The organism is Sphingomonas astaxanthinifaciens DSM 22298 (genome assembly GCF_000711715.1).
In the GTDB taxonomy this organism is placed as follows: domain Bacteria; phylum Pseudomonadota; class Alphaproteobacteria; order Sphingomonadales; family Sphingomonadaceae; genus Sphingomicrobium; species Sphingomicrobium astaxanthinifaciens_A.
Map to the genome: position 1 here is coordinate 421,623 of NZ_JONN01000001.1, position 24,765 is coordinate 446,387.

At 66.2% G+C, this 24,765-nt stretch carries 28 protein-coding genes; 11 read left to right on the top strand and 17 right to left on the bottom strand.

Annotated features, from left to right (window positions below):
• Nucleotides 1–23 precede the first annotated feature (23 nt).
• Nucleotides 24–641, bottom strand: a complete 618-nt coding sequence (locus tag BS69_RS0102105; RefSeq protein ID WP_029940338.1) for a TetR/AcrR family transcriptional regulator — start codon at nt 639–641, stop codon at nt 24–26.
• 117 nt (nt 642–758) lie between these two features.
• Between BS69_RS0102105 and BS69_RS0102110 the strand changes: the two genes are divergently transcribed.
• From BS69_RS0102110 to BS69_RS14115, 7 genes are all read left to right on the top strand, one after another.
• Complete coding sequence (locus BS69_RS0102110; protein WP_245605087.1) at nt 759–2,192, top strand: efflux transporter outer membrane subunit; 1,434 nt, start codon at nt 759–761, stop codon at nt 2,190–2,192.
• Nucleotides 2,164–2,640: a PaaI family thioesterase gene (locus BS69_RS0102115; RefSeq protein ID WP_245605088.1), complete on the top strand. Its 477-nt coding sequence runs from the start codon at nt 2,164–2,166 to the stop codon at nt 2,638–2,640. Before BS69_RS0102110 ends, BS69_RS0102115 begins: the two co-directional genes overlap by 29 nt.
• 50 nt (nt 2,641–2,690) lie before the next feature.
• Nucleotides 2,691–3,512, top strand: a complete 822-nt coding sequence (locus BS69_RS0102120; protein ID WP_029940341.1) for an oxidoreductase — start codon at nt 2,691–2,693, stop codon at nt 3,510–3,512.
• A 266-nt stretch (nt 3,513–3,778) separates the two neighbouring features.
• Nucleotides 3,779–4,324 (top strand): hypothetical protein, encoded by a 546-nt coding sequence (locus BS69_RS0102125; RefSeq protein WP_029940342.1) that lies wholly within the window; start codon nt 3,779–3,781, stop codon nt 4,322–4,324.
• Between the two features lie 75 nt (nt 4,325–4,399).
• On the top strand, nt 4,400–5,125 hold the full coding sequence (locus tag BS69_RS0102130) for a ribonuclease H-like domain-containing protein (RefSeq protein ID WP_029940343.1): 726 nt from the start codon (nt 4,400–4,402) through the stop codon (nt 5,123–5,125).
• Nucleotides 5,126–5,221: 96 nt separating this feature from the next.
• Nucleotides 5,222–5,620, top strand: coding sequence for a hypothetical protein (locus tag BS69_RS0102135; RefSeq protein WP_029940344.1), 399 nt, complete (start codon nt 5,222–5,224; stop codon nt 5,618–5,620).
• Nucleotides 5,621–6,016: 396 nt separating this feature from the next.
• Complete coding sequence (locus tag BS69_RS14115) at nt 6,017–6,196, top strand: hypothetical protein (protein ID WP_156956826.1); 180 nt, start codon at nt 6,017–6,019, stop codon at nt 6,194–6,196.
• Between the two features lie 51 nt (nt 6,197–6,247).
• On the opposite strand, the gene BS69_RS14365 is transcribed toward BS69_RS14115, so the two are convergent.
• A complete protein-coding gene (locus BS69_RS14365) occupies nt 6,248–6,439 on the bottom strand; it encodes a hypothetical protein (protein ID WP_029940345.1) in 192 nt (63 codons plus the stop codon).
• Nucleotides 6,440–6,495: 56 nt separating this feature from the next.
• Between BS69_RS14365 and BS69_RS13880 the strand changes: the two genes are divergently transcribed.
• Nucleotides 6,496–7,488: a phosphatase PAP2 family protein gene (locus tag BS69_RS13880; protein WP_169738044.1), complete on the top strand. Its 993-nt coding sequence runs from the start codon at nt 6,496–6,498 to the stop codon at nt 7,486–7,488.
• On the opposite strand, the gene BS69_RS14120 is transcribed toward BS69_RS13880, so the two are convergent.
• A complete protein-coding gene (locus BS69_RS14120; protein ID WP_156956828.1) occupies nt 7,466–7,795 on the bottom strand; it encodes a hypothetical protein in 330 nt (109 codons plus the stop codon). The two genes, BS69_RS13880 and BS69_RS14120, sit on opposite strands and share 23 nt — an antisense overlap.
• Before the next feature lie 145 nt (nt 7,796–7,940).
• Between BS69_RS14120 and BS69_RS0102155 the strand changes: the two genes are divergently transcribed.
• Complete coding sequence (locus BS69_RS0102155; RefSeq protein ID WP_029940346.1) at nt 7,941–8,843, top strand: iron-containing redox enzyme family protein; 903 nt, start codon at nt 7,941–7,943, stop codon at nt 8,841–8,843.
• 38 nt (nt 8,844–8,881) lie between these two features.
• A complete protein-coding gene (locus BS69_RS0102160) occupies nt 8,882–9,808 on the top strand; it encodes a methyltransferase (RefSeq protein WP_029940347.1) in 927 nt (308 codons plus the stop codon).
• A gap of 1 nt (nt 9,809) precedes the next feature.
• Here the strand turns inward: BS69_RS0102160 and BS69_RS0102165 are convergent, their stop codons facing one another.
• From BS69_RS0102165 to truB, 4 genes are all read right to left on the bottom strand, one after another.
• Nucleotides 9,810–10,826 carry a sensor histidine kinase gene (locus BS69_RS0102165; protein WP_051676463.1) on the bottom strand — a complete coding sequence of 339 codons (1,017 nt, stop codon included), beginning with the start codon at nt 10,824–10,826 and terminating at the stop codon, nt 9,810–9,812.
• 144 nt (nt 10,827–10,970) lie between these two features.
• Entirely contained in the window at nt 10,971–13,343 is a 2,373-nt protein-coding gene (gene pnp, locus BS69_RS0102170) for a polyribonucleotide nucleotidyltransferase (RefSeq protein ID WP_029940349.1), read from the bottom strand.
• Nucleotides 13,344–13,502: 159 nt separating this feature from the next.
• Nucleotides 13,503–13,772, bottom strand: coding sequence for a 30S ribosomal protein S15 (gene rpsO / locus BS69_RS0102175; RefSeq protein ID WP_029940350.1), 270 nt, complete (start codon nt 13,770–13,772; stop codon nt 13,503–13,505).
• A 16-nt stretch (nt 13,773–13,788) separates the two neighbouring features.
• The gene (truB, locus tag BS69_RS0102180) at nt 13,789–14,685 is read right to left on the bottom strand and encodes a tRNA pseudouridine(55) synthase TruB (RefSeq protein ID WP_029940351.1); all 897 of its coding nucleotides are present in this window, start codon (nt 14,683–14,685) and stop codon (nt 13,789–13,791) included.
• 39 nt (nt 14,686–14,724) lie between these two features.
• Here truB and BS69_RS0102185 point away from each other — a divergent pair, with 39 nt between their 5' ends.
• Nucleotides 14,725–15,687, top strand: coding sequence for a hypothetical protein (locus BS69_RS0102185; RefSeq protein WP_029940352.1), 963 nt, complete (start codon nt 14,725–14,727; stop codon nt 15,685–15,687).
• Here the strand turns inward: BS69_RS0102185 and BS69_RS0102190 are convergent.
• From BS69_RS0102190 to BS69_RS0102235, 10 genes are all read right to left on the bottom strand, one after another.
• Nucleotides 15,642–16,274, bottom strand: coding sequence for a thymidine kinase (locus BS69_RS0102190; RefSeq protein WP_051676464.1), 633 nt, complete (start codon nt 16,272–16,274; stop codon nt 15,642–15,644). The genes BS69_RS0102185 and BS69_RS0102190 overlap by 46 nt on opposite strands.
• A gap of 104 nt (nt 16,275–16,378) precedes the next feature.
• Nucleotides 16,379–16,525, bottom strand: coding sequence for a hypothetical protein (locus tag BS69_RS14370; protein ID WP_169738045.1), 147 nt, complete (start codon nt 16,523–16,525; stop codon nt 16,379–16,381).
• A 65-nt stretch (nt 16,526–16,590) separates the two neighbouring features.
• Complete coding sequence (locus tag BS69_RS0102200; protein ID WP_245605089.1) at nt 16,591–17,184, bottom strand: GNAT family N-acetyltransferase; 594 nt, start codon at nt 17,182–17,184, stop codon at nt 16,591–16,593.
• Nucleotides 17,181–17,576, bottom strand: a complete 396-nt coding sequence (gene rbfA / locus BS69_RS0102205) for a 30S ribosome-binding factor RbfA (RefSeq protein WP_029940355.1) — start codon at nt 17,574–17,576, stop codon at nt 17,181–17,183. The genes BS69_RS0102200 and rbfA overlap by 4 nt, the downstream gene beginning before the upstream one ends.
• 124 nt (nt 17,577–17,700) lie before the next feature.
• Nucleotides 17,701–20,349, bottom strand: coding sequence for a translation initiation factor IF-2 (infB, locus tag BS69_RS0102210; protein ID WP_029940356.1), 2,649 nt, complete (start codon nt 20,347–20,349; stop codon nt 17,701–17,703).
• A 12-nt stretch (nt 20,350–20,361) separates the two neighbouring features.
• Entirely contained in the window at nt 20,362–21,126 is a 765-nt protein-coding gene (locus BS69_RS0102215; RefSeq protein ID WP_084184218.1) for a DUF448 domain-containing protein, read from the bottom strand.
• Nucleotides 21,107–22,747: a transcription termination factor NusA gene (nusA, locus tag BS69_RS0102220; protein ID WP_029940358.1), complete on the bottom strand. Its 1,641-nt coding sequence runs from the start codon at nt 22,745–22,747 to the stop codon at nt 21,107–21,109. Before nusA ends, BS69_RS0102215 begins: the two co-directional genes overlap by 20 nt.
• A gap of 5 nt (nt 22,748–22,752) precedes the next feature.
• Complete coding sequence (rimP, locus tag BS69_RS0102225; RefSeq protein ID WP_029940359.1) at nt 22,753–23,289, bottom strand: ribosome maturation protein RimP; 537 nt, start codon at nt 23,287–23,289, stop codon at nt 22,753–22,755.
• A 134-nt stretch (nt 23,290–23,423) separates the two neighbouring features.
• On the bottom strand, nt 23,424–23,861 hold the full coding sequence (locus tag BS69_RS0102230; RefSeq protein WP_051676466.1) for a GtrA family protein: 438 nt from the start codon (nt 23,859–23,861) through the stop codon (nt 23,424–23,426).
• Entirely contained in the window at nt 23,861–24,676 is an 816-nt protein-coding gene (locus tag BS69_RS0102235; protein ID WP_029940361.1) for a glycosyltransferase family 2 protein, read from the bottom strand. The genes BS69_RS0102230 and BS69_RS0102235 overlap by 1 nt, the downstream gene beginning before the upstream one ends.
• Nucleotides 24,677–24,765 lie beyond the last annotated feature (89 nt).

Genomic DNA, 24,765 nt, shown 5'->3' on the forward strand with positions numbered 1-24,765 from the left:
TGTGTCAACTGGTCACACGTCAATCATGGTGCCAAACTTCGAAGGATCAGATTGGTCACCTCATTTTGCGCATCGGGAAGCAGGTCGAGATTGCGTTCGAGGTGCAGCGGATCGATGAAGGGCATCATGGCGTAGAAGATGGCTCGGCAGGTTTCGTCGATCGGAGTCTTGCGTTCGAATTCGCCTTGCTCACGCCCTTCCCGGACGATCGCCTGGATCATTTCCTGCAGCGTCGAGCGATACTTCCGATAGGAATTCCACTCCTCGGCGGCCGAGTGAGCGGCGATGTCGTAGATCTTCCGATCATCGAAGAAGAGCTCGACGCTCAAAGCCGAGATATTGCGGAAAAACCGCCGAAACTTCTCGGTGGCAGAGGTCACGTCGGCGATAGCGCTCGACGTCGATTCGACGATCCGGTCGAGGCGGGAGGTACAGATCGTCTCGCCGATGGCCTGCTTCGATTCGAAGAAGCGATAAACATAGGCCTTAGAGAACCCGATCTCGCGAGCGAGGTCGGCGACTGTCGTCTTGTCATAGCCGTAACGCGCAAAGCAGGCATAGGCGGCCCGCACGATCTGATCGCGCACGGCATGTTCGGTAGGACCCCGAAGGGCGGTGTCGGCGGAAGCGGTGCTCGGCATGACTTGTCCATACACGGCCAAGCGATCCTTGACAAACAGTGACCATATTGGATATCGGTCACTATTGGGAAGGATCAGCTTATGTCCTCACGTCGTGCACGCCTTATTGCCGGCATCTTGTCCGCATCGCTCAGCGGCTGCGCAGTCGGTCCGCGCTACGTTGCGCCCGCGTCATCGGTCGCAACCAGTTTTCCTTCCACAGCGGCGATGGATGCCCGGAGTACTGGCCCGACCTCGGCCGAACTCGCGACGTGGTGGCAATCGTTCAACGATCCGATACTCAGCGCATTGGTTGAGCGCGCCCTCGCGCAGAATCTCGATCTTCAGCAGGCTGGCGCGCGGGTCGCGCAGGCACGCGCCGCGCTCAGCGGCGCAAATGCTTCCCTTCTCCCTTCGGGGTCGGTCAGCGCGAATGCAGGACGGGCGTATCAATCGCTGGAGACTCCCACCGGACAGATCGCCAGCGCCTTCGGATCAAATCGTGCCGTCAGCACCTACGACATTGGTGTCGGGGGAAGCTGGGAGATCGATGTCTTCGGCGGCAAGGACGCCGCGCGTGACGCCGTTCGAGCTGACTGGCAGGCCTCGGCGGCCAGCGCGACGGCTGTCCGGCTCGCCATCGCCGCGCAGACCGCCGACACCTATGTCGCGATCCGAGCGCTGCAGGCTCGTCTGGCCCTCGCCAGGGAGCAGGTCGCCACCCAGAGCAAGCTAACGGACCTAATCGCGCTTCAGTATCGCCGTGGGATCGCTGCCGAGCTCCAGCTCCGCCAGAGCGAAGGGGCCTTGGCCCAACTCAAGGCGTCCGTGCCGGCGCTTCAGAATGATCTCGATCGATCGATGAACGCGCTCGACGTCCTGCTTGGACGCGAGCCGGGCGCGGCGCGCGGGGAGTTGGCCCTTGCTGCCCCGATCCCGACGCCCCCGGCTATCTCGAGCGCCGGAGGACCCACCGCCCTTCTTCGCCGCCGCCCCGACGTCATCGCCGCTGAGCGAACGTTGGCGGCCTCGAACGCGAGGATCGGGGCCGCGATGGCGGAATATTATCCCAAGTTCTCGCTGAGCGGCCTGCTGGGGAGCGCGACGGTGTCGTTGGGGGGACTTCTCGGGTCCAATTCCCTGCAGGCGGGAGGCTTCCTAGGACTTCGTTGGAGGCTCTTCGATTTCGGCCGCGTGGATGCCGAGATCAGGGCTGCCAAGGGGCGCAACGCCGAAGCGTTGGCCGCTTATCGCCAGACGGTGCTGCGTGCTTCGCAGGACGTCGAAGACGCTTTTTCCACGCTCATCCAGCAGGAAGTCAGGGCGGCGGCCTTGCGGGATGGCGAAGCCTCCCTCGCGCGTGCGCGCCAGACCTCCGAAGCCGCTTACAAGGGCGGCGTCGTCAGCCTGATCGAGGTACTCGACGCAGACCGTCGACTTCTCGACGCGCGCGACGGATTGATTCAGGCTCGCGCCGCGGCGACCCGAGGTGCGATCGCCTCATTCCGGGCGTTGGGCGGTGGATGGCAGGCACCTAAGCCCGATGGAGGCCTCGATGTCGCCAATCGTTGATGCTGCGCTCAGCGGGCTGGAGCAGGTCGAACAACTTCTTCAGGCCGGGCTCCAACCTCCATTCGGTCGGAAAACGCGAGTGTCATTGATCGAGGCCGCTCACGGCCACTCGGTGTTCGAGGGGCGACCCGACGAAAGCGACTACAATCCGATGGGGACTGTCCATGGCGGTTATATCGCGGCCATTCTCGACAGCGCCTGCGGGATCGCCGCCCACACCGGGCTGAGGCCGTTCCAGGCCTACACCACCGCCGATCTGAAGGTGTCCTTCCTGCGACCGCTCACGGAACGCAGCGGAGTCGTCCGAGCGATCGGCAAGCTCGTCTCGATCGGGCGAAGGGCCGCATTCTCCGAGGCCGAATTGCGCGACGAGCAAGGACGCCTGTGCGCGACTGCTTCATCGACCCTGATCGTCTTCGATCGGAAGAGTGAGCGCACCACTGCCTGACGGCAATCACGACATTTTCATTCTCACGCAAAACGAGGGGCACGCACGTCATGGACCAATCTCGCTCGAAGGCATCGAAAGTTATCCTGGTGACCGGGGCTTCTTCAGGCATCGGCAAAGCAACGGCGATCGCGCTCGCCGAGGCCGGTCATCGGGTTTTCGCCGGCGTCCGGAAGCCTTCGGAAGCCATCGTGCATCCTCTGGTCGAGCTCGTGAAGCTCGACGTTACCAATCCCGACGATGTCGTCAGCGCGGTCGCACACGTCGAGCGCGAGGCGGGTCGCCTCGACGTCCTCGTGAATAACGCCGGGACCTCCCTCGTCGGTGCCGTCGAGGAGACCAGCGACAAGGAAGCGTCGTCGCTGTTCCAAACTAACTTTTTCGGCCCTCTTCGGCTCAGCCGGGCAGTTCTGCCTCTGATGCGCCGCCAGGGCCAGGGCCTGATCGTGAACGTGAGTTCGGTCCTCGGCTTCCTCCCTGCGCCTTTCATGGGACTGTATGCGAGCAGCAAGCACGCGCTTGAAGGTCTCTCGGAATCTCTCGATCACGAAGTCCGGTCGTTCGGGGTGCGCGTGATCCTGGTCGAACCGAGCTTCACCAGAACCAGCCTTGACACCAACGCATCCGTCGCCTCGACAGGCATCGACGAGTACGCCGCAGCCCGATCGAAGTCCGTCGCGGCTGTCCGGCGCCAGATCGCCGAGGCCCCGCCGCCGTCGGGCGTTGCAGCCGAGATTCTGTCCGTAATCGACGGAAAGCACCACCTTCGCCGCCCCGCAGACCGCCGCGCGCGTATCCTGAGCAAACTTCGCCGGTGGGTGCCTGCGGCGCAGTTCGATAAGAGTCTCCGCGCCTCCTTTGGGCTGAGCTGATCGAACGTCGTCCTTCGCAGATTGACCCCCGGAGATTCGAAAGGCTGCTCTCGGCCAAGTGCAAACGTCCGGCGACAAGGGGAAAAAAAGAGATACAATGAGGAAGGGCGAGCGATTGCTCCACCCGAGCAAATGAAATGGTTTGGGTTGAGGAGCGATAAATCCTAAAAGGATACGCCTTTGTTTTTCTATCGATTTTACAACGTAACGCGGGTTGTCGACCATCGACTCCTTGCCCGCAATCCCATCGGCAAGGCGGCCTAGACGTGGCAGACTACAAGGCCGATCGGTCCAGGGTCTCAGTGGACGTCGCTGGTGGCGTGATTCCCGGCGAGTTCAATGGCACAATCAACCGCAGCGACGAGGTAGTGGGGCGCCGGATCACGCTGCACGAGGGCAACTCGACCTGCCAGCGCCAAGAGCTGATGATTCCGCCGCACGCCACTGACATGCTTCGAGACGTGAGCTCGATCCTGCGGCGCTACGAGAGCCAGCGCTTACCGGAGATGCGGGATCTGATGATCCTTTTCACGGTCAGGTTCAGACCGGGGGGCACCTTCCACGCGCAGTTCGAAGCTGCTCGTTCGTTTGCATGGGCCAAACTCTGCGTTGAGCGCCGGCTGCCCGTCGTACTGGTCCAGCATCAGCCCGGGCTGAGCGGCTATTCGGAAGGCAAGCCGCACATCCACATGCTGATTTTCGCCAGGGAACTCCACGACAGCAATTTCCTTGGGTTCACCCCGCTTCTTAAGGGCTCTCCCAAGGTCACCCTCGCCGCCGAGTGGGCCGCCTGGCCCGACCGGAACGCCTGACCCTCAATTCATCGCGACCATCAGCCTCCGCCCTGTGGCGAAGACTCGCACACACTTGCACTCAAGGAATACCAAGTGAAGACCGTCACCATCGACGTCGAAACCACTCTCGACGAAGAGGCTGCCAACCGCTGCAGCTACGTCCCGACCGGCGATTTCGCCCCGTTCCCGCTCCATCAGATCGTATGCGCCAGCGCGCTTGTCGTGATAGAAAGCCCAAAGGGCGAGAGTTTCTACGCCCTCGAGACCTTTTCGCGCGGCTCGATGAGCGAGCGGGGTATCATTCTTTCGCTCGAGACGGTTGTCGACGACGCGGACGTCGTCGTGAGCTTCAACGGATATCAGTTCGACCTTCCCGTGATCAGGGCTCGAGCGGCTCTGTATGAACTTCACATCCCGAGGCTCATCGAGACGCACAATCGTTCGAGGGTGGGAAAGCACCTCGACCTCTTCGATCAGCTGAAGAGGACAGCGTCGCCGGCCGGCCTCGCGCAGGTCTGCGCGCCCTTCGGCATTCCCGTGAAGCAGGAGTCGGCGAATACGGTCGCCGACCTCGTAGTTCGAAACGACTGGGCCGCTCTCGAAGCCTATTGCGAGAGCGACGTCATCGGATCTTGGCTCGCTAGCCTCTTCTGGAACAAGGTCCATGAGCCGGGAGCCGCTCAGACAGCTTGGCGTGCGTTCGCCTCGTGGGCAGTCGAGCACGCCAGCGAATATCCGAGCGTCGCAGCGTTTGCGTCCGTTCCGGAACCGCCTCGTCAGACCTACCCGTCTCGTGGCCTGGACGATTTAGACTTCTGACAAAGAGTGGCGGCATCGGATCGGTGCCGCCGCTCTCACGGGGTGAGACCCACTTGAGGAAGTGGCCCTTCGGCAATGATGCCCGAAGGAAAAGTAATGGAATCAGGTTCTCACGATGCGACGCTCAGCAACTGGATCATCTGCGAGCTGTCGGATGGCCGACGTTTTCTCGCCGGTAAAGTGTTCGGTGATCGCAAGCGGCGCTTCAGGGAGGGCGCATACATCACCACGTCGCTCGTCGTCAGCCCTACCGAGGCGATAATCGACGGGAAGATCATCGAGACGCTCAACAGCCATTACCTGCTCACCGAACGCAACAAGCCTGATGACGAGATCTTCGCCAAGCTGGACGCCTGGCTGGCACAGCAGCCATCCCCGCCCACGCTGTTCGACGTTTTCGCCGTGCGAGACATCGATCTTTTGAACGCCTTCATACTTCGGGGCTTCCGGGCAGCGGCCGCCGAGGCAGCATGGCGCGCCAAGGATGGCGGCTAATGCAACGGCAATGCGCGACCTCGCGAACGTTGGTATCGCGCCGGTATCGCAAATGGCTCGATCTGGTCGCAAAGAGCGTGTAGGATCGTCTTCTAAGTCGCAGAAATCGGCGCTTTCGATAGTTTGCTGCTGCAATCGCACTGCAGAGGTCAGGGGTTCGATTCCCCTCAGCTCCACCAGCTTCTCAATGAGTTAGCTGGTCCTCCCACCGGTCGTACGAAGTATGTACGGAAATGAGGTTGCTTATCTAAAGGCGCCCACTCACCTTAAGCGAGCGCAAGGGAGCAATTTCCGCCCCCAGGCAATTAAGCACTGACGAGCAGTCGCCCGAGTTGCGCGGCCGTCTCTGGGCAAATTTTTGCAGCTGCCAATCAAGGCAGGATCACATCTCGACAGTTGGCCAAGCAGTGGAGCACCGAACACGGCGAAGATGCTTTTCGAATCGAGCACGGGATGAGTCGTGAAGAGTGGGCCGAAGAGCAGGCTCGTGGTGGCATGGGGAGGCGCGAAGCGAAAAAGCGCGCTCGTGGACTTATGATCGAAGCGCGCGAAGAGGATGTCGCCGCCCGCAGCTAAGCGGAAGCGTTTTGGAACGCTGCCATGAAGTGCCTCGGGAAGGACTGAATCTCAGAGGATTTTCTGGACGCTTACGTTATCGATCTGCCCGGTGAATGAAGCCGTGTCGGCCTCGATGTAAGAGTCGGTGCCGTCTGCCACGAAGGTGGTCGAGATCAGCACATGGCGGTCTCCCGCCAGCAAGCCGCGTTGGCCGCAGATCAGCTTCTTCTGTTGCTTTCGCCGTCCCGCAGTACGCAACACGCGAAAGAATATCAGCAGGACTAGACGATAGCCATCTTGTTGATAAGTTCTCTACTATGCTGGGGCGATTACTGCATCGATTGAAGCACGGCATTCCTGACGCTGAGATCAGGTCTCCCTTCAATCCCGTGACCGTGCCAATTTACTTGATTGTTTTTCTGTTTCTGCTCGCCGGGTTCGGCAGCCTCTATGCGACGGGCTTTCGACTTGGGCCTAATCTGTCCCTAGAAATTCCTCTGATTGCGCCTTTTATGATCCTCTCGGCATGGGCTAGCCGCCGGGTGGGGCATTGTAAGATCGCTGACTGCCTCGAGACGACAGCCCTCTACGGTCTTTTCGGGATTGGCGCCTTGGCTGCCACAATTGCTGGCAGCACTAGTCCGGCTCCATTGGCGGACAGCCTTCTGGCGCGGGCAGACGCTATGATCGGGTTAGACTGGCCAGCCCTTGTGAAAGCCATCCCGCCTTGGGCCGATCAGCCTCTCATGGTCGCGTACAGGAGCTTCCTTCCTCAGGCGCTTTTCCTTCTGCCCCTGATGGTCGCTGTAGATCGGAATTCGACCGCTTGGAGAATGCTGATCGCTCTGTATCTCGCATTGGCGGTCGCGATAATTGTATATCCGCTCACGCCAGCAATTGGCCCATACCTACTGAACGGTATGCAGCCAGCGGAGGCCTACGGGCCTTATCCAATGGCATATGGCCCGGCCATTCAGGCGATCCGCAACGGAGAGCGGGTGGTGACCAATGAAATGGTTACCGCCTACGTCTCCATGCCGAGCTTCCACGCTTCTTCGGCCCTTGTTTACATGTGGGGTGCTTGGCGCCTGCCGCTAATTCGCTGGCCTATTCTCGCGCTTAACATGACAATGATTTTTGCTGCCATGCCTGCTGGCGGGCATTACTTTGTTGATCTGATCGGCGGAGTTCTCGTTGGCGCTGCTGCTATTTGGCTTAGCGGGCCAATCTTGCAGGCAAGTGCACGGGCCGATGGAAGTAACCTGCTCGGTCATGAGGAGCAGCCGTTTAAAGAACCTTCTGAACGCTGACGTCATCCACGAAGCCGACACTCACAAGCAGGGTATTGCTCGCCTTTGACGTAACGCGGATCTTGTTCGCGCTGATCGCCTTGATCTTCATGACAAGCCGGTAGGTCTCGCCGTTTACGAACACGCCTGTTTGAGACAGACGATCACTAGCGGACACACCCACTGCAGTTACGCCGCTAAGAGAGCATCCGCCCGTGGCTGACCAAGCTGAAGTCGATCCGAACGATCCTTTTGCGACTTTATCCGAGCCTAGCTGGCTGTGAGTATAGATGACCTCGTGCACCTCGATGTTGGTCAGTGTGCCCATGAACAAAGACCCGTCCGCATGAATGCGCAGTATTCCCAGCAATCTTCCGCGGTCCATCAGTCGCCCTGACCGGATCGCCTGCCGACCGGAACAAGGCGGTCAAGACGCTTGTTCTCGCCAAAAGCCTCTTGCTGCGAGAACGTCCATGGCCACGCGCTTTCAGTCGACCCTCGCGGGGTCGCAGTTCTTCAATGATGTCTTCCAGCGCGCGCTCAGCCACTGGAACCGCGAACGGCTCGCCCCGGGGCTTCCCGGCGAGGACGGCGCGGCCCGGATCGACCGTGACGCGCGGATGCAGCGGCTCGAGCTCGGGTTCCTCGAGGACCTGCGCGCCGAGGTCATCGCCGAGGCCGCGTTTGCCCCGACCGATCCCGACGGCTTCGTCGCCTGGTTCGAGGGGCTCGAGGCGACCGGCCCCGGCCAGCACGACCGGCTGTTCGACTGGCTCGAGCGCGACGCCACGCTCGACGATCTCAAGCTCTACCTGACACAGGAAGCCGCGGGCGAGGCGGGGTTCGACGACCTCGTCGCCTTGACCCAGGTCAGGTTGCCCGACGGCCCCAAGCTCGAACTTGCCCGCAATTACTGGGACGAGATGGGCCGCGGCAACGTGAAGGGCATGCACGGCCCGATGCTGCACTATGTGGTCGAAGCGCTTGGGCTTGAACCCGGGATCGCGACCACCTGCTGGGAGAGCCTCGCGCTCGCCAATGCGATGACCGGCATGGCCACCAACCGCAATTATGCCTGGCACAGCCTCGGCGCGCTGGGGGTGATCGAACTGACCGCACCGGCGCGGTCGGCCGCGGTGTCCAGGTCCATGCGCCGGCTCGGCTTCGAGGCGAGGATGCGCCGCTACTTCGATCTCCATGCCGTGCTCGACGTCAAGCATAGCGAGGAGTGGAACCGCGAGGCGATCCGCCCGCTCGTCGCCGATCCCGTCGAAGGCCCGGCGCGCGCCCGCGCCATGGCCGAGGGCGCGCTGATGCGGCTGAAGTGCGGCGAACGCTGCTTCGCACGCTACCGGGACCTGCTCGGCATCGCCTGAGCTTGGCGCGACCGGCGCTTGCCGCTACCCGCAGCCGCATGACTTTCCTCCCCGAACCGCTCGCCGCGCTCCTCCAGGAGCTCGACAACGAGGGCTATGCCTTCACCACCGTCACTCCCGCGACCCACGCCCGCCTGCTTGCGCGGCGCAAGGGGGAGGCGGCGCAGGACCTGCGCGACGTGTTCGGCTGGAACCTCGACTTTGCGCGCGATCTTCTGCCGGGCGATCTCGTCGGACTGCTCGAGGAAGGCGGCGCGCTCGAGCGACGGGGCGACCGGCTTCGCAGCTTGGTCCGGGTCGCCTCGCTCGGCGGGCGCCTGTTCCTTCATTCCGGTTTTCCGACCGACGCCGCGGATAGCGTCTTCTTCGGCCCCGACAGCTATCGCTTCGCCCGCTTCGTGGAAAGCGCCGCGGCCGAACTCGCCCCGCCGCGCACCCTCGTCGACCTCGGCGCCGGGACCGGGCCGGGTGGGATCATCGCCGCCGGGCTGCTCGAGCCCGAGGCCGTGACCCTGCTCGACATCAATCCCGCGGCGCTCGCCCTTGCCGAGGCCAATGCGCTCGCCGCCGGGGTCGAGGTCGAAACGAAGCGCGGCGGGCTCGACCAAGTCGAGGGCGAGATCGACCTCTTGATCGCCAACCCACCGTTCATGGCTGACCCCGCGGGCCGCGACTATCGGGACGGCGGTGGGATGCTCGGGACCGGCCTGTCGCTCGACTGGGCTCGTCAGGCGCTCGGCCGGCTGAGCGACGGCGGCGCGATGCTGCTCTATACCGGAAGCCCGATCGTCGCCGGCGAGGACCGGCTGCTCGATGCCCTGGCCGAGCTTGCGGGGGAGCATGACGCCCAGCTCCGCTACGAGGAGATCGATCCCGACATCTTCGGCGAGGAGCTCGACCAGCCGGCCTATGCCGAGGCGGGAGTGGAGCGGATCGCCGCGGTCGGCGCGATCCTTCGCCGCTAGCTCAGGCGGGCTGGAGCGGCAGCTCGAGCCGGGCCAGCGCCCCGCGCGCGCTTCCCGGGCCAAGCGTGAACGACCCGCCGAGCTGGCCCGCCAGCATGGTCGCGATCTTCAGGCCCAGGCTGTCCGACGCGCCAAGGCTGAAGCCCGCGGGAAGGCCGCGGCCATTGTCCTCGATCTCGACCGCCAGCCGCTCGGCCGCCAGCGGCTGGAGCCGGATCCACAGCCGGCGATCGTCCTGGCCTTCGTCGAAGCCATGTTCGATCGCATTGGCGATGCTCTCGGCGACCACCAAAGCGAGCGGGATGGCGGCTTCGGGAGCGATGCTGGCATCGGTGTGGCCGCTCACCTCGTGGGCGATGCTGACGCCGCCGCTCGAATCGATCACGTCGCGGGCAAGGTCGCGCAGGAAGGTCTCAAGCTTCTGGCCCGAGCCCGAGGGGTCGTAGAGCTGGCGGCTGATCCGGCCGACCGTCTGGAGCCGGCGCGCGGCCTCGTCGAGCGCGCTGCGGGCGCTTTCGTCCGACAGCTGGCGGCGCTGCACGGTCAGCAGCGCGGCGACCATCTGCAGGTTGTTCGAGACCCGGTGCTGGAGCTCGCGGAACAGGAGTTCGCGGGTCTGCGCCAGCCGCGCATTGGCCTCGCGCTCGGCCACCAGCAGCCGGTTGGCGCGCTGCATCCAGTGGACCAGCGCGATCTCGGTCGCGGTGATGAAACCGTAGAAGCCCATCGCGATCCTGGCATTGTGCTCGAGCTGGAAGCTCCCGGAAGGGGGCACGAACCAGTACCAGGCAGCCAGCCCGCAGCCGAGCGCGGTCAGGATCCCGGCGCGCAGGCCGAACACGAAGGCCGCAAGGATGACGACCGGGAAATAGGTGAGGAAGGGAAAGCCCGGCGGAAGCTGGTCGTCGAGCAGGAAGCGCAGGCCCGTCGCCAGCGCGCAGGAGGCGACGGCGACGAGCACGTCCCCGGGCACGCCGATCCGGGCGAGCGGGAAATTCTCGGTCCAGCGACCCGTCACATCTGTTGCTGGAAAATCCCGCACCCTGCTGCTCCTAACGTTCCGGACCGGAAAAGAAAGCGGACCGAAACGAAAAAGGCCTCGCAGGGAAAATCCCTACGAGGCCCTTTCTGTTCAAAAGCTTAACCGAAGTCAGGCGTTTGATCAGTCGTCGCTGCCGCCGGTCAGGAAGGCGGGCGCGAACTCGGGCGCGGGGCCGTCGTCGCGGTTGCCGCCGCCTTCGCGGTCACGGCGCGGGCCGCGATCGCCACGGTCGCCACGGCCTTCACCGCGCGGGCCACGGTCACGGTCGCCACCCTCGCGGCGGGGGCCACGGCCCTCGCGGCGGCGGTCGCCGTCACGGCCACCGCGATCACCACGATCGCCGCGCGGACCACGGTCGCCGCCTTCGCGCGGCTCGCGCGGGGGACGGGTGTCCTCGAGCTCGGCGCCAGTCTCCTGGTCGACGACGCGCATCGACAGGCGGACCTTGCCGCGGTTGTCGACCTCGAGCAGCTTGACCTTGACCTCCTGGCCCTCGGTCAGGACGTCGCGGACGTTCTCGACGCGCTCGTTCTTGATCTCCGAGACGTGGACCAGGCCATCCTTGCCCGGCATGAAGGTCACGAACGCGCCGAAATCGACGATGCTGGCGACTTTGCCGGTGTAGATGGTGCCGGGCTCGGGCTCGGCGACGATGCCATGGATCCACTGGCGGGCGGCTTCGATCTGCTTGAGGTCCGACGAGCTGATCTTGATCAGGCCCTCGTCGTCGATGTCGACCTTGGCGCCGGTGGTGGCGACGATCTCGCGGATCACCTTGCCGCCGGTGCCGATCACTTCGCGGATCTTGTCCTTGGCGATCTGCATGGTCTCGATGCGCGGCGCGTGAGCCGAAAGCTCGGTGCGGGTGCTGTCGAGCGCCTTGGCCATCTCGCCGAGGATGTGCGCGCGGCCGTCCTTCGCCTGGGCGAGGGCGACCTGCATGATCTCCTTGGTGATGCCGGCGACTTTGATGTCCATCTGCATCGTGGTGATGCCCTGGTCGGTTCCGGCGACCTTGAAGTCCATGTCGCCGAGGTGGTCCTCGTCGCCGAGGATGTCGCTGATCACCGCGAACTTCTCACCCTCGAGGATGAGGCCCATGGCGATGCCGGCGACCGGACGCTTCAGCGGAACGCCCGCGTCCATCATCGACAGCGAGCCGCCGCAGACGGTGGCCATCGACGAGGAGCCGTTGCTCTCGGTGATGTCGGAGAGAACGCGGATCGTGTACGGGAATTCCTCCGCGCTCGGCAGCATCGGGTGCAGCGCGCGCCAGGCGAGCTTGCCGTGACCGACTTCGCGGCGGCCCGGCGCACCGAAGCGGCCCACTTCGCCGACCGAATAGGGCGGGAAGTTATAGTGCAGCATGAAGCGCTGGTACGACAGGCCGTCGAGGCCGTCGATCATCTGCTCGGCGTCCTTGGTGCCGAGCGTGGTGGTGCAGATCGCCTGCGTCTCGCCGCGAGTGAACAGCGCCGAACCATGGGTGCGCGGCAGGAAGCCGACCATCGCCTCGATCGGACGGACGGTCTTGGTGTCGCGGCCGTCGATGCGGCGGCCTTCCTCGAGGATCGCGGTGCGGACGATGTCCGCCTCGATCACCTTGACGAGCTTGGCGGCGACGAGCTGCTCCTGCGGCTCGGCCTCGGCGAAGGCTTCCTTGGCCTTGGCGCGGGCGGCGTTGAGGAGGTCCGAACGCTCGGCCTTGCCGGTAACCTTGTAGGCGGCCGCGATGTCGGCGCCGATGAGGTCCTTGAGCTTGGCCTTGGTCGCGGCCTTGTCGTCGGCCTGCTTGAGTTCCCAGGGGTCCTTGGCGGCCTTTTCGGCGAGGTCGCAGATCGCGTTGACGACCTTCTTGGCGGCTTCGTGCGCGAACACGACGGCGCCGAGCATGACCTCTTCCGACAGCTCCTTGGCTTCGGATTCGACCATCATCACTGCGCCGCCGGTGGCAGCGACGACCAGGTCGAGGTCGCCTTCCTTGATCTGCTCAGGGCTCGGGTTGAGGATATACTCACCGTCCTGGTAGCCGACGCGGGCGGCGCCGATCGGGCCCATGAAGGGAACGCCCGAAAGGGTGAGGGCGGCCGAAGCGGCGCACATGGCGACGATGTCGGGCTCGTTCTCGCCGTCGTAGGAGAGGACCTGCGCGATCACGAGGACTTCGTTGTAGAAGCCTTCCGGGAACAGCGGGCGGATCGGGCGATCGATGAGACGGCTGGTCAGCGTCTCCTTTTCGGTCGCGCCGCGCTCACGCTTGAAGAAGCCGCCCGGGATGCGCCCGGCAGCGGAGAACTTCTCCTGATAGTGGACGGTCAGCGGGAAGAAGTCCTGGCCGGGCTTCACGCTCTTGGCGGCGGTCACGGCGCAGAGCACCACGGTCTCGCCCATGGTGGCCAGCACGGCGCCATCGGCCTGGCGGGCGATGCGCCCGGTCTCGAGCTTCAGCGTCTTGCCGCCGAGATCGACTTCTACGGTATTGATGTTGAACATGAATATTCCTTTGTCCCGCCGCCGGATGCGGTCGGGTGCAGCTTGGCAGACAGGCCGGTCTGCCAGCGGGCGGGGCGTGTCATCCTGCCCCCGGACGCCCCGCCGGATGCGGGAGGCCCATAAGCGAAGGGCGCCGCTGGGGCGCCCTTCGAAAACTCGTTACTTGCGGAGGCCCAGGCGCCCAATCAGGTCGGTGTAGCGCTGCGCGTCTTCCTTCTTGAGGTAGGCGAGCAGGCTGCGACGCTTGTTGACCATCGTCAGCAGGCCGCGCCGGCTGTGATTGTCCTTGGCGTGGCTCTTGAAGTGATCGGTGAGGGTCTGGATCCGGCTGGTGAGGATCGCGACCTGGACCTCGGGCGAACCGGTGTCGTTCTCGTCGCGGCGATATTCCTTGATCAGCTCGGCCTTGCGCTCGGCAGTGATCGACATCGTGTTACTCCTATTCCTAAAGGTTGAACCCGCGCACGATGTCGGCCCCCTCGACCAAGGCGACGGGGGTCTGACCCTCGACGGCAAGGTGGAGCCCGCTCGTGGGCGGAACCCGCGAAAGCCGCTGTCCGAACCGGAGCAGGCGAGCTTCCTCGGGGGTGACGGGAAAGGCCGGGATGTCGTCCAGCCCTGCTTGCAATGGCAGAAGTGCCCCGTCGAGCGAGCCGCCCTTAGCGCAATCGTCCAGAAAGTCCAGCGATATCGCCTGTTCGAGCCCGAACGGCCCGGCTTTGATCCGCCGTAGCATCGTCACGTGCCCGACGGTGCCGAGCGCCTGCGCGATGTCGCGGGCGAGAGAGCGAATGTAGGTGCCCTTGGAGACATTTGCCAGCAGCGTCGCCTCGGCCCCGCTCGCCGAAATCAGGCGAAGCTCGTGGATGGTGACGTCGCGCGAGGCCAGCGCCACTTCCTCGCCGCTTCGGGCAAGATCATAGGCGCGGCGGCCGTCGACCTTGAGCGCCGAATAGGCCGGCGGGACCTGGGCGATCGGCCCGGTGAATCGCGGCAGCACCGCCTCGACCTCGCTCGCGGTCGGGACATGGTCGCTGGTCGCGACCACCGTGCCCTCGAGGTCGAGCGTATCGGTCTCGGTCCCGAACGCGACCGTGAAGACATAGGTCTTGGTGGCGTCGAGCATCCGTCCGGCGAGCTTGGTCGCCTCGCCGAGCGCGATCGGAAGCACCCCGCTCGCCAGCGGATCGAGCGTGCCGCCGTGGCCGACCTTGGTCTTCGCCTCCCCTGCGGTCCGCAACGCGCGCTTGACCGCGCTGACCGCCTGGGTCGAGCCGAGGCCGACGGGCTTGTCGAGGACGATCCAGCCGGAACGGTGGACGCGGGGCGGTGGGGTAGCCATATGACGGGCCTAGCGCGGGCGGAGCCGGAAACAAGAGAAGTGCTGAAGCGGGCGATCACCCATCCCCTCGTGCGCCGCCTGACGGTGCGCGAATATCTGCCGCTCGCGGCCTGGCTGTCGACCTGGGCGCTGCTCGGTCTCGCCTTCGGCCATGCCGACGCGGTCCGGCTGTTCGCCGCCAACACCTTCGTCCAGGCGATCCGCAACCTGTGCGGGCTCGAGATGACCGCGACCCTGGCGAAGCGGATCGGGACGCCGGCCTTCGCGCGATCGCGCAGCCGGGCGCTGCGCTACGACCTGCTCGTGCTCCTCGCGACCCTCGCCGTGGTCGCGCTCCTTTCGACCATCCTGTGGCAGCGCGAGATGGCGGTCCCGGCGGCGATGATCGCGATCGTCGCCCTGGGCGTCCCCGCGCGCAATCCCGGCGGGGTGCTGGTCGTCCGCCGCGACCGTGAGGTGCCATGGCGGCTCGGCTCGTCGGCCGCCTCCGTGGTCGGCGCCGCGCTCGTCTGGAAGCTCGGCGGCGAATGGTGGCAGGGGGCGCTCGTGATCGCCGCGCGCGAGTGGGTCGGCCTTCTTGCGACCCTGCTGTTCGCCAAGCCCCGCGCCGAGGCGGTCGAACCGCTGTCGACCCCATTGGAATTCGCCGAGCTCGCCGGCCGGACCGAGGCCGCCGCGCGCAAGCGGCTGACCTACCGCATGGCGAAATCGGTGCTGGGCGGGCTGCTCGGGCCGCTGGGCACGGTGATCGCCCGGACCGGGCGCGGCGCGCGGCTCGATGCCCGGATCAGCAACCTCATTCCGCGCCACCGCGGCGGCATGGCGCTGCTGACGTTGATCAGCGGCGGCACGATGCTGTTCTTCCTCGTCGTCGCGCGCGAGCCCTCGACGCTGGTGCTCGCGGCCGCCGCGGCGCGGATCGCCGCCTCGGGCGGCGCCGCGCTCCTGTGGTGGAACTACGGGGCCGACCTCGTCGACGACGAGGACGACGACGACGACTGAGCCTCTTCGGCGGCGCGCAGCCGGGCGAAGAAATGGCGGCGGCACATGGCGACGTAGCGGTCGTTGCCGCCGATCTCGGTCTGGCGTCCTTCCGCCACCGCGCGGCCCTCGGCATCGACCCGCAGGTTCATCGTCGCCTTGCGCCCGCATTCGCACACGGCTTTCAGCTCGACCAGCGCGTCGGCGAGCGCGAGCAGCGCCGCGCTGCCGGGGAAGAGCCGGCCCTGGAAGTCGGTCCTGAGGCCATAGCAGAGCACCGGCAGGTCCAGTTCGTCCGCCAGACGGCACAATTGCAGCACTTGCGCCTCGGTCAGGAACTGAGCCTCGTCGACCAGTACGCAGTGAAGCGGCCGGCGCGTCTGCTCGGCCCCGGCTTCGGCGAAGAGGTCGGTTGCCGCGTCGAAGGCATGAGCGTCGGCACCGATGTCGAGCCGAGACGCGATCCGCCCCGCGCCCGCCCGGTCGTCGAGCGCGGCGGTCCACAGCATCGTCTCCATGCCGCGCTCGCGATAGTTGAAATCGGCCTGGAGCAGGGTCGTCGACTTCCCCGCATTCATCGCCGCATAATAGAAATAGAGCTTGGCCATGGAGTGTGTCTTAGCGGGTATCGTCGTTCCGGCGAAGGCCGGGACCCCAGGAGGCCAGCGCCGTGTTGCCAGAGGTCCCGGCCTTTGCCGGGACGGCGGTCGATCTATTTCTTCGCGGCAGCCTTGCCACCCTTCTTGCCGAGCTCGGCCTGCGCCGCGGAGGACTTGCGGGGGTTCTTCTTGCCCTCATGGGCGGCCTTGGCATTGGCCTTTTGTGCGGTGGCGCTGCCGTGGCCCTTCTTCTCGGTCATGCGAAATTCCTCTCCTGTCGGAAGAGGAAACGCGGCACGGCCAATCGCGTCCTACCGCCTTTGGGTCAGTGCGACTTGCCCGGCTCGTTGCTGAGGTCGAGCCCGCCGCGGCGGCGGAGTGCGGTGTCGCTCGGCCACTCGCCGTGGAGGATGGTGAACAGCACCGTGTCGCGGACGTGGCCGGTCCAGGTGACCCGCTCGGCAGGAATGATCGCCTCGCAGGTCGCGCCGAGCTTGGCCATCGCGGCCTGGCTGCGGCCGTTGCGGCGGTCGACCCGGAACTCGATCCGGCGATAGCCCTCGTCGAACGCCCGCCGAAGCATCATGTCCTTGACCCGGCGGTTGAAGCCGGTGCCGCGGAAGCGCGGGCGATAATAGGTCCCACCGATCTCGAGCACGCCGCGCTCGGGCTCGATCGCGAGGAAGGCCGACATCCCCGCCAGCTCCTCGCCTTCGAACAGGACGAAGGTGATCATGTCGGGCCGCGCCAGCCAGCTATCGAGGCTTTGGTCGAAATGCTCGGGGTCGAAGCTCACCGAATAGATCGACCAGACCTCGGTTTCCTCGGCACAGGCGGCGCGGAGTGCCTCGCGATATTCCTCGCGAAAGGGGAGGGCGCTGCAGCCGTCGCCCTGCATCGGCGCGCCGAGCCCGCTCACTCCTCGTCGAGGTCCTGCCGGACATGGGGGCTGCGCAGGATCGAATCGATCTTGCCGCCCTCGTCGAAGCTCTCGTCCGCCAGGAATTTGAGCTTCGCCGCATATTTGGTGTTCACCCGCCGCGCGACCTCGCTCTGGAGGAAGGCGGTGTTGGTGCGCAGCGCCTTCAGCACCACATCCTCGTCCTGGCCGAGCAACGGCTTCACGAACACCGTCGCATGGCGCAGGTCGGGGCTCATGCGGACCTCGGTCACGCTGACGAGATGGCTCTGGAGCGTCTCGTCATGGACGTCGCCGCGCGCGAGCACCTCGCTCAGCACGTGGCGCACCTGCTCGCCGACCCGCAGCAGGCGGACCGAGCGGCCTTCGGTTGTCTCAGCTTTTCGTGCCATCACCAGATCCAGACCAGGGCGAAGCAGGACAAGGAGGCCCAGGCGAGGCAACCAACCCCTTCCAGGCATCCGTCGAGCAAGCAGCCCTTGGCGTGCCGCTCGACGTTATCCTCGTCCTCGTCACTCAGAGCGTGCGCGCCCGCTCTTCGACCTCGAACACTTCAAGGTTGTCGCCAGCCTTGATGTCGTTCGTGTCGGCCAGCAGCACGCCGCACTCGAGGCCGGCGATGACCTGCGCCACGTCGTCCTTGAAGCGCCGCAGCGAGCTGATCGTCGTCTTGGAGACGATGACGTCCTCGCGGGTGAGGCGCGCATGGAGCCCCTTGCGGATGACGCCCTCGAGCACGAGCAGGCCGGCGGCCTTGTCGCGCTTGCCGGCCGGGAAGACTTCCTGGACGCGGGCGCGGCCGACGACGGTCTCGATGATCTCGGGACCGAGGTTGCCGGCCATGGCTTCCTTGGCCCAGTCGGTGAGATGATAGATGACGTCGTAGTAGCGCAGCTCGGTCTTGTTCCGCGCCGCGACCTCGCGCGCCTTGGCGTTCGGACGGACGTTGAAGCCGATGATCGGCGCGCCCGTGGCGCTCGCCAGGGTGACGTCGCTCTCGGTGATCGCACCCACGCCCGAGGACAGGATGCGGACCTTGATCTCGTCGGTCGAGATGCGGTTCAGCGCATTGACGATCGCCTCGGCCGAACCCTGCACGTCGGCCTTGATCACCAGCGGGAACTCGATGGTGGTCGAGGCCTTGTTGGCGAACATGTTCTCGAGGCTCATCGGCGCGGCGGTGGTCCGCTTGCGGTCGAGCACGCCCTGGCGATAGGCCGCGACTTCGCGGGCCCGCGCCTCGTTCTCGACCACGGTGAGCTGGTCGCCCGCGCTCGGCACCGAGCCGAGGCCGAGGACCTCGACCGGCATCGACGGGCCGGCCTGCTTCACCTGGCGGCCATGGTCGTCGATCATCGCGCGGACCTTGCCGCTCGCGGCGCCGACCACGAACACGTCGCCGACCTTGAGCGTGCCGCGCTGGACGAGCACGGTCGCGAGCGGACCGCGGCCCTTGTCGAGCTTGGCCTCGATCACCGTGCCTTCGGCGGCGCGGTCCGGATTGGCCTTGAGCTCGAGGATTTCCGCCTGGAGCGCGATCGCGTCGAGGAGCCCGTCGAGGTTGGTGCCCTTGAGCGCCGAGACCTCCACGTCCTGGACGTCGCCGCCCAGCTGCTCGACCACGATCTCGTGCTGCAGCAGTTCCTCGCGGACGCGCTGCGGCTTGGCTTCGGGCTTGTCGATCTTGTTGATCGCCACGATCATCGGCACGCCGGCGGCCTTGGTGTGGTTGATCGCCTCGACCGTCTGCGGACGCAGGCCGTCGTCGGCCGCAACCACCAGCACAACGATGTCGGTGACGTTGGCACCGCGGGCGCGCATCTCCGAGAAGGCTTCGTGGCCCGGGGTGTCGAGGAAGGTCAGCTCGCTGCCGTCCGCGACCTTCACCTGATAGGCGCCGATGTGCTGGGTGATGCCGCCGGCTTCGCCCGACGCGACCTTGGCGCCGCGGATGGCGTCGAGGAGCGAGGTCTTGCCGTGGTCGACGTGGCCCATGATGGTCACCACCGGCGGACGCGGCTGGAGCGTCTCGGGGGCATCGACGTCGGTCGCGGTGTCGATGTCGACATCGCTGTCGCTGACACGCTTGATGTTGTGCCCGAACTCGGTGACCAGCAGCTCGGCCGTGTCCTGGTCGATCGACTGGTTGACGGTGACGGGCGTGCCCATCTTGAACAGCGCCTTCACCAGGTCCGCGGCCTTTTCGGCCATGCGGTTGGCGAGCTCGCCGACGGTGATGCTCTCGGGCACCACGACGTCACGGACCTGCTTCTCGCGCGGACCCGACTGGGCGTAGGCGCGCTTTTCCTTCTCGCGGGCACGACGCAGCGCGGCGAGGCTGCGGGCGCGATCGTCGTCGCCCGACAGCGCGCGGCTGACGGTCAGCTTGCCCGAGTGACGGCGGTCGTCGCCACGCTGGCCCGGACGGGCCGGACGCGCGGGCTCGGGCCGGCGCGGGCTCGACGGCGCACCGCCCGAGGGAGCGGAGGCGGTCGGCGCGGCGGCGGCGGGTGCCGGACGAGGTTGGGGCGGCGGGGGCCGGCGGACCGGCTGGAACATCTGGCCCGGACGACCGGCGACGGTGCGCGGGGCAGGGGCCTCGGGAGCCGGCGCGGGGGCCTGCGCCTCGGCTTCGGCCTTGGCGGCGGCGGCATCGGCTTCCTCGGCCGCGCGCGCCTCGTCGGCGATCCGGCGCTTGGCGTCTTCCTCGGCCTGCCGCGCGGCCTCTTCCTCGGCCTTGCGATTGTCCTCGGCGCGCTTCTTCTCGTCCTCGGTCGCGTTGAGCTTGGCCTGCTCCTCGCGGCGGCGGGCGTCCTCGAGCGCGGCCATGCGCGCTTCCTCGGCCTCGCGCAGCAGGCGGGCCTGCATCTCCTTGCGCGCGGCGATGTCGTCGGCGCTCGAGCGCTTCGGCGCCGCCGGGGCCGGGGCGGGCGCGGGGGCACGCGCCGGAGCCGGGGCGGGCGCCGGGGCCTGCGCCTCGGGTTCGGGCGCAGCCGCGGGGGCCTCGCCCGGACGGCCAAGGATGCGGCGCTTCTTGACCTCGACCACGACCGTGTTCGAGCGGCCATGGCTGAAGCTCTGCTTGACCTTGCCGGTCTCGACCGTGCGCTTGATGCCCAGCGGCGGCCGGGTACCCAGCTTCGGCTTGTCGGTCTGGTCGCTCATAAATTCCTTTGTCTACTCGTCGTCGGCGGTGCGTTGACCGGCGGCATCGTCGCCGCGGCCTAGCAAGCCAGGTCCTACAATGAAAGCGCGCCAGCGATTGAGCGCGTGGGTCACGCGGCTGGCAGCTCCCGGGTCCGTCAGTGCGGCATGTACCACATTTTCGCGCCCCAGCGCCATGCTCAAGATGGTGCGCGAGGCGGGGATTTCCAAGCCGTGCCGGTGGCCGAGCTCTTCCGAGCCGCCCACGCGCCAGGCCTGGTCGAGCTTGCGGCGGCCGTCGGCGCCGGCGTCGGCGGCATGGAGCAGCAGGTGAACCTTGCCCATTCGCGCGGCCTGTTCGACCCGGTCGGCGCCGTTGATCAGCGTGCCCGAACGCGCCTCCATCCCCAGCCGGTCGAGCGCGGCGCGAGACAGCGCCTGCTCGATCTTCTCGGGCAGATCGGCCGGAACCTCCGCCGCCTGGCCCTTGAACGCGCGGGCGAGCGCACCCTTCAATTTGCCCTTGGCCATCGCGGTCTCGAGCTCGGCGCGGCCGACCCCGATCCAGGCGCCCCGGCCCGGCGCCTTGGCGCGCACGTCGGGATGGACCTGCCCGTCGGGTCCGAGGACCAGCCGGATCAGCTCGTCGCGCGGGGCGGTGCGCCGGGTGAGTATGCAGCTGCGCTGAGGGCCCGTCTCCTGCGCAAGCAGGAGCCCGGTGCCTTCATCCGCCGAACACTGGGCCCCCGCCTGCGCGGGGGAACAGTCTAGATCGCCGTCATTGCGAGGATTCCGCATCGGCGGCCTCCTCGGTCTGCGGCGCAGGCGCCTCGTCCTCGAACCAGTGGGCGCGGGCGGCCATGATGATCTCGTTGCCCTGCTCTTCCGACAGGCCATATTCGGCCAGCACGCCGCCCTTGTCGCCTTCGCGCGCCGGGCCGGCATTTTCGGCGCGGCGGCGCGGCTCGGGCCGCTTCTTCTGGATGAGCTCGTCGGTGGCGAGGTCGGCGAGGTCGTCGAGCGTGCGGATATTGGCCTTGCCCAGCGTCACCAGCATCTGCTCGGTGAGGTGCGGAAGCTCGGCCAGCGCATCGTCGACGCCAAGCGCGCGGCGTTCCTCGCGGGCCGCGGCCTCGCGCCGCTCGAGCGCTTCGCCGGCACGGCTCTGGAGCTCGCCCGCAATGTCGTCGTCGAGGCCCTCGATCGAGGCGATCTCGTCGGTCTCGACGTAGGCCACTTCCTCGAGGCTGGTGAATCCTTCAGCGACCAGCAGCTGGGCCAGCGTCTCGTCGACGTCGAGCTCGTTCTGGAACATCTCCGAGCGCTCGACGAACTCGCGCTGGCGCTTCTCGCTGGCGTCGGCTTCGGTGAGGATGTCGATCTGCGACGCGGTCAGCTGGCTCGCCAGGCGGACGTTCTGGCCGCGGCGGCCGATCGCGAGGCTGAGCTGGTCGTCGGGGACCACCACCTCGATCCGGCTCTCTTCCTCGTCGATGACGACTCGGGCGACGGTCGCGGGCTGGAGCGCGTTGACCACGAAGGTCGCGGTGTCCTCGCTCCACGGGATGATGTCGATCTTCTCGCCCTGCAGCTCCTGGACCACCGCCTGGACGCGGCTGCCCTTCATGCCGACGCAGGCGCCGACCGGGTCGATCGAGCTGTCGTAGCTGATCACGCCGATCTTGGCGCGGCTGCCCGGGTCGCGGGCGGCGGCCTTGATCTCGATGATCCCGTCGTAGATCTCGGGAACTTCCTGCGCGAACAGCTTCTTCATGAAGTCGGGGTGCGCGCGGCTGAGGAAGATCTGGGGCCCGCGGGTCTCGCGGGCGACACGCAGGATCAAGCTGCGGACGCGGTCGCCGACGCGGTGCATTTCGCGCGGGATCTGCGCGTCGCGGCGGATCACGCCCTCGGCGCGGCCGAGGTCGACGACCACGTGGCCGAACTCGACCCGCTTGACGACGCCGGTGATGACTTCGCCGACGCGGTCCTTGAATTCCTCATACTGACGCTCGCGCTCGGCGTCGCGGACCTTCTGGAAGATGACCTGCTTCGCGGCCTGGGCGGCGATGCGGCCGAACTCGATCGGGGGCAGGGGATCGACGATGAAGTCGCCGACCGCGGCGTCGCCCTTGAGCTTCTGCGCGCCCTTGAGGTCGATCTGCTTGTAATAATCCTCGGGGGTCTCCTCGACCACTTCGAGGACGCGCCACAGGCGCAGGTCGCCCGACTGCGGGTCGAGCTTGGCGCGGATGTCGTTCTCGGCGCCGTAGCGGGCGCGGGCGGCGCGCTGGATCGCGTCCTCCATCGCCTCGATGACGATGCCGCGGTCGATCAGCTTCTCGCGGGCGACGCTGTCGGCGATGGCGAGCAGCTCGGCCTTGTTGGCCGTGGCGGCAGCAGGAGCGGCAGTAGCCATGATGGTCAGTCTTCCTCTTGGGTGAGTAGTTCGTCGGCCCCGTCGGTCGAAAGGGGCATGGTGGCGGCGATCAGGCGGTCGGTGAGCAGCAGCTTGGCCGACTGGATGGCGTCGAAGGGAATCGGGCGGGTGCCCTGCGAGCCCGAGATGAGGATCGTCTCGCCCTCGACCCCCTCGATGTCGCCGGTGACCTGCTTGGCCCCGTCGACCTCGCGGGCGAGGCGGAGGCGGGCCTCATGGCCCTGCCAGTCGGTGAAATCCTTGAGCCGGGTCAGCGGTCGGTCGATCCCGGGTGAGCTCACCTCGAGCCGGTAGGCGCCCTCGATCGGGTCCTTGCCCGCTTCCTCGAGCGCATCGAGCTTTTCCGAAATGCGGCGCGACAGCGCCTCGCAGTCGGCGAGGTCGAGCTGGCGAGTATCGGGGCGCTCGGCCATGACCTGGAGCGTCGGGTCCGACTTGCCGCCGACCATCGCGACTCGCACGAGGTCGAAGCCGAGCGCCTTGGCCTCGGTTTCGATCAGTGCGGTCAATCCAGCGTCCATGAAGGCCCCGTGCGAAAGTCCAAACCCCCTCGGACCGCCGCGGGAACCCGGGCAGCCTCGCCAGCATCAGCGATGTGAGGAGGAGAACCCTCTATAGGGACGAAGCCCGGCCCGTGCAATGGGCGGCCGGGGGCTCAATGCGCGCGGAAGACCCAGTAGCGATTGAGGATGAAGGACAGCACCGGGGTCGCCGCCATCATCAGTGGCACCGGGGCGAGCGGCGGCAGGCCGAGCGCGTGGACGGTCAGCCAGATCCAGAAATTGTTGATCGCGAAGGCGACTCCCGAGGCGGTCATGAAACGGCCGAGCTGGAGCGTCTCGCTGTCCTTGCGCCCGCCCTTGAAGCTCCACCGGCTGTGGATAGTGTAGCCCGCGACGAGCCCGCAGGCGGTGCTGCCGATGTTGGCGATGAAGGGGCTGAGGTGCTGGAGCACCAGCGCCGAATAGATGAGCGCGGCAAACTGCGTCACCAGCAGCCCCGCCACGATGTAGCGCAGCAGCTGGCGCGAGGCCGGGTGGGCAAGGACCTGCTGGGCCCGGCGCTTGTGGCCGGCCAGCTGCGCGCGAAGCATCAGGCAGCCTCGACCGTGACGTTCTCGGCCGCCTTGGCGGGCCGGATTTCGTTGGTCAGCGGCCCCAGCCGCTCGGTGCTGGTGAACAGGGGCGAGCGGACCAGCCCCATCTTGCAGGCGCGATAGAGGATCGCGGTCCGCAGCACGCCGAAGCCATAGGTGCAGCTGCGCCGGAAGTTGATGCTCGAGGCTTCGGCGAAATAGCGCGTCGGGCAGCTGATCTCGCCGATGTTGAAGCCCTTCCACATGGTCTGAGCGATCATCTGGTTGTCGAACACGAAATCGTCCGAACAGGCGGGGAGGGCGAGCTCCTCCAGCACCTTGCGGCTCCAGGCGCGGTAGCCGGTGTGATATTCGCTGAGCTTGGCGCCCATCAGCAAATTCTGGAACGCTGTCAGCAGCCGGTTGGCGACATATTTGTAGAGCGGCATCCCGCCGCTAAGCGCGCCGTTGCCGAGGATTCGCGAGGCGAAGACCGCGTCATAATGACCCGAGGCGATCATCCCCGCCATCGCCGGAAGCAGCTTCGGGCTATACTGGTAGTCGGGGTGGAGCATGACCACGATGTCGGCCCCGCGCTCGAGCGCGATCGAATAGCAGGTCTTCTGGTTGCCGCCGTAGCCGCGATTGCGGCTGTGCTCGGCGGTGTGGATGCCAAGCTCGCGCGCCAGGTCCGAGGTCCGGTCCTTGCTGCAGTCGTCGACCAGGATGACGTCGTCGACGATCGAGAAATCGATCTCGTTGTAGGTGCGCTCGAGGGTCTTGTCGGCATTATAGGCCGGCAGAACCACTGCAACTCGCTGTCCGTTGATCACCAGCCCACTCCTGCTTCGAGACCTGTTCGTCCCGAAACTTGCCGCCTAAGGTTAAAGACCTCGTAAACGGCGACAAATAACAGGCGATA